Source organism: Catenulispora pinisilvae, from assembly GCF_015356865.1.
Classification (GTDB): Bacteria; Actinomycetota; Actinomycetes; order Streptomycetales; family Catenulisporaceae; genus Catenulispora; species Catenulispora pinisilvae.
Genome location: NZ_JAAFZA010000418.1, coordinates 1 through 4,830 on the forward strand (window position 1 = coordinate 1; position 4,830 = coordinate 4,830).

Here is a 4,830-nt window from a genome sequence, read left to right on the forward strand (position 1 = left end):
TGGACGGACTTGCTGGGCGTTATGTGGTGCTGATCGCGAGTCCGTCGAGGTACGCGGTGGGCACGATTACCATCGGCGGAATACCGGTGGGGTAGGCGTTCGAGAGGTCGTCGTATCCCTGGTACGCGTACTTGCTGTTGGTGGCGGCCTCGTACTTCCAGACTTGGACGCTGCCTGCCTTGCGGATCAGGGTGCCGTCTGCGGGAGCGCTGCTCAGGCCGTTCCAGAAGGCGGTCGGGACGATGATGTATGGCGGCTGTGAGCCGTAGCCGGCGACAAGGTCGTTCCAGTTGCCGAACTTGAGCAGGGCGCCGCCGGCGTAGGTTCCGATGTCTGGGGCTCCGGCGCTCTTGAGGAGGGTGCCCGGGGTCGGTGTGGTCGGCAGGGCGTTGTACCAGTCGTCTGTCACGGTGATGATGTTCGGCGAGGAGCCGTAGCCGGCGACCAGGTCGTTCCAGTCGGTGTACACGATGCGTGCGTTGCCGGTGTAGACCGAGATCTCGGGGCTGTCGGATCGCTTGATCAGGGCACTGTGTCCGGGGGAGTTGCTGATGGTGAACGAGGTGGACGGGAAGTCCTGTGTACCGCCGTTTTGCAGGGTGATCCGCGGTGTGACGGTGTAGGCGCCGTCGACCAGGGTCGCGGTGGCGAGGTTGACGCCGGCGAACTGGCCGCCGGTCCCAGTACCTGCGGTTTCGGCGCCGCCGAACACTTCGGTGTAGCTAGGTCCGTTGACGATGTAGGTCACGTACTTGGCGACGCCGGACTGGCTCGTGCTGGCGGACAGAGTGACCTGGCCGGAGGCCGTCGAGCCGCCGGTGATGCCCGACAGAGACACGGTGTACCCGGTCGGGATGCGGCTCTTGCCGGTGTCATACAGCGAGGTGATTTCGCTGGGTGCGATCGGCCGGGTGTAGGCGATCACGTCGTCGACCGAGCCGTTCATCGGGCTGTCCCCGAAGGGGGTGGATCCGATGGTGAACGGTGTGGTGGTGTTGTTCCAGGCCGTGGTGGTGGAGCCGGTGCCGGCCAGGACGCCGTTGACGTACAGCGTGAGGTTGCCTGATGTGGCGCTGGTGGCGGTGTAGACGGCGACCAGGTGGGCCCAGGTTCCCGGGGTGGCGGTGCCAGCCGGGGCGGCGGCCGCGGGGTAGCTGGCTGCCGACGTCGCGTCGTTGCTGGGCATCTCGAACGCCCAGCTGTTGAGGTTCGGGTCGTAGCCGAGCCATGCGCTGGAGGCGTGGGCTCCGTTGCGGGCCGCCACCGCGTAGTGCTTGGCGGTGTCGGTGATGTTCGCCCAGGCCGAGATGGTGAAGGACTGGGTGGTGTCGAGGACGGGGCCGCTGGTGGACAGGACGCCGGTGGAGCCGTCGAATGCGGCGGCACCGCCGTCGTGGGTGCTGGCTTCCCAGACACCGCCGGTGCCGGTGACGTTGTTCCCGTTGCCGGTGGCGTCGTAGGCGCCGGTGATGATCCGGTGGCCGTTGGCGTCGGGGGCGGTGACGGCGACGTCAGTGCCGCTGTAGCCCGAGGTGGCCGGTCCGGCCGGTCCGTTGCCGAGCATCAAGGCCATGGCGGGCCCGGTCGTCGTACCGACGTTCGCCTGCGTGACAGCCGTCCCGAACCCGCTGCTGGAGCCGGGCAGCAGGACGACGTTGCCGGCGGAGGTGATGCCCCACAGGTCAGGGTGTCCGTTGCCGGAGATGCTTCCGGTGGAGGTCACCAGAGTGTAGGTTCCCGCGGCGATGGGGGTCCCGACCTTGGTGGCGGGGTGGTTGGCCTGGTCGGAGCCGCCGATGCCGTTCTTGTAGTCGGCGGTGCCGCTGGCCATGATCGATGCCTGCTGCCAAATCTGGCCGGAGCTGTCCTCGTACCACAGGTCGGGCGCACCGTCGGCGGTGGCGTCACCCGGGCTGAACACGGCCGGGTTGCTCGCGGTGACGTTCGCCAACGGGTTGCTGGTGGCGGTGTTCGCGCTGATCTGCACTGGTGTGGCGAAGCGGATGTTGTTGGCGTAGGTGTAGAGCCACTCCTGGTTGATGCCGTTGGCGTCCGGGGTGATCGTGACGAAGTCGGTGAAGTTGTTGAACCCGCCGATAGTGCGGCCGTTGGAGTCGCCGAGGGCGACGATCTGAACGGCGTTGGCGAAGCTGGCGCCCAGGTTCAGCATCTGGCGGGAGCCGGCCTTGCTGAAGTGGCCGGCGCCGTCGTTGATGTAGATGTACAGGGTGGTGCTGCCGGGCTTCTGTACCAGTAGGTCGTCGGTGCGCTTGCCGCTCATGGAGCCGCGGTGGGTGACATGGTAGTTCGCCCAGCTGGTGCCGTCCGGGCTGTCGGCCGGACGCAGGACGACGGTGGCGCCGCTCGGGGTGCTGCCGTCGGCGGCCGAGCTGATGTCGGCCTGGTACACCACCAAGTCACCGCCGGCGTCGGTGGTGAGCAGGTCGGGGACACCGTCGCCGGTGATGTCGCCGGGAGCGGGCTTGGCGTTGGGATCGTCGATCGAATAGAAGCTGTAGCTGGCCTGCGCCGATGTGTTGCCCGCGTGGTCCACGGCCCAGGCGAGCAGGGTGTGGGTGCCCCAGGTCGGCGGGGCCCACGTCAGGCTGGCGTTGTTGCCGGAGGCCATGACGGTCTGCGGATCGGCTGGGTCGCAGACGTCAGAGGCCGGGGGCGTCGAGGCGGTGCCGTCGAAGACGTACTTGAAGCACCACAGGCCGGAGGCGTTGATCCCCTGGTCGTTGGAGGTCAGGGAGAAGGTACCGGGGGTGTGAACCCGCAGGCCGGTGCCGCCGGCCGGGTATTGCGCCGAGGAGATGGACGGTGCGTCCGGCGGCGTCCGGTCGACGGTGAAGTAGCACGGACCGGTCTGGTTCGGCTGCTCCAGGTAGTGGTCGTAAGCGTCAGCGGTCCAGGAGTAGCCGTGGCCGTCGATCAGGTCCGTCGGCGCGGCGCTCGCGGTGATCACCGTGTCTTTCGCGTTGCCGCCGCCGACCGGCTTCTTGTTCCAGACCCAGGTGTCGGCGGTGTGGTCGTACAGCCAGAAGTTCGCGCCGAGCAGGCCCGAGCTGGTCGTCGAATGCACGGTCGTGTTGAAGTTGACCGGACCGACGGTCGCGCCGAGCCAGCCGCCGGTGATGGTGCTGGGGCAGCCGACGCTCGTTCCGTTGCTCGTCGCGGCGGGGCTGGTGTTGAGTGTGTCCGCGAGCGGGTAGTTGTCGTAGGTGATCGAGAACGAGGCCGAGGTCTGGTCGATCCGGAAGAAGTTGTAGGCGTTGGACTCGTCACCGGTGAGTTCGATGGTCCAGCTGTTCCAGGAACGGTTGGCGACTTGCTGCATCGCGGCGGTCACGTCCAGGCTGAAGGCCTGGCCTGGATAGTTCTTGTTCGCCGGGGTGGAGAAGCTGGTGGTCGCGACCGGGCTGGGGTAGTTGGGGTTGGCCTGGGAATCGCGGACCGGAGGGTTGTTCCAGGTCTGGCCGGGGCTCAGCGGCCCCACCGAGTACAGCGACACCGGAGTGGTGTGGGCCGCGGCGTCGGATTCGAATCGGGCTCCGCCGTGGAAACTGGCGCTGATGATCTGTGAGCCGAAGATGTTGGTGGGGATGCCGATTTGCAGGTCGGTCCGGTCCACGCCGCACGGGCACTGGTCACCGGAGGCGTAGGAACCACTGCCCGATGATCCGCCGAAGTAGCCGCCCTGGTATCCGATTCCCTCGCCGGAGGGCTGGGCCCGGTCGAAGGTGTTGGCGTTGCCGGGATCGGCCTGGGTGAGTTGGTTGAAGTGCTGCGGGGAGGTCGGGCTGTTGAGCGTGGCCGGGTCGATATAGACCGGGTACACCACCCCGGCGCCAGCCAGGGTCGCCGGATCCGGTGTGATGTCGGCGCCGGCAGCGGTCAGCGTCGAGCTGATCGCCGCGGTGTGGGCGCCGGCGCCGGGGCCCTCAGGGGAAGAGGGAGCTGGCGTACTCGAAGGCGCCGCAGGTGTAGCGGCAACCGCGACTTGGGCCTTGGCTGCGGGCGCCGCTGTGGTGGCTGCCGCGGTGGTGGCGGAGTCCCACATGCGCGCGTCGCCGCTGGTGAAGACGATCGTGCCGTCGGAGGTTGTGGCCTTCGCGTCGCCGGCCGCGTTGCTGGAGACGGTCGCGCCGGTCAGTTTGGCGCCCAGGTGGATGTGCGCCAGCGCGGGGTTGGCCGCGGAGGTGGCGTCGTGCACGACGAGCGTGTCCTCGATGCCGCCTGTGCGGTCGGCCGTCACGAGGAGGTCGACGCCGGGATAGACGTCCTTGTAGGTGGCCGTGGCGCCGGAGACGGTCGGCTTCGGCAGAGCCGTGGGCCAGGTGTAGGACAGCGATGCCGCGCCGTTGGTCAGCGTGGCTAGTGCTCCGGTGCCGCCGCCAGAAATCGACAGCGGGTTCAAGGTGGCCTTGGTCGAGATGGAGCCGTCGGCGTTGGCGATCAGCGTCGGGTCGATCGGTGCCCAGGCCCCGTTCTGCTTGACGCGCTGGGCGTCGACGTAGCGGTTGACCGTCAGGCTGCCGTTCGGGTTCGCCGTCGTCGTCGAGTACTCGTCGGTCAGAGCGTCGACCGTCACGGCCTGACCCGAAGCCTTCGCCGTGGCGATCGCCGCCGCCGTCGGATCGGCCGGGGCGGCTGCCGTCGCCGCGCGCGCCACGGCTGGCGCCTGAACGGCCAAGCCAGCGGCTAGCCCCATATTCCGCGCCGTGAGGATCGTCAGGTTTCTTCGGTGTGGCAGGTTGGCCGGGCGGTTGGTCTGCGGCAGGGTTCTGGTGCGTGAGACAACATGCGCAGTTCGGGACGCCGTCGGTC

General features: G+C 68.2%; 1 protein-coding gene. It reads right to left on the reverse strand.

Going from position 1 to position 4,830, the window contains the following annotated elements; all coding sequences use genetic code 11:
* Positions 1-19 precede the first annotated feature (19 nt).
* The gene (locus tag IZR01_RS53925; RefSeq protein WP_194927775.1) at positions 20-4,675 is read right to left on the reverse strand and encodes a LamG-like jellyroll fold domain-containing protein; all 4,656 of its coding nucleotides are present in this window, start codon (positions 4,673-4,675) and stop codon (positions 20-22) included.
* Positions 4,676-4,830: the final 155 nt, after the last annotated feature.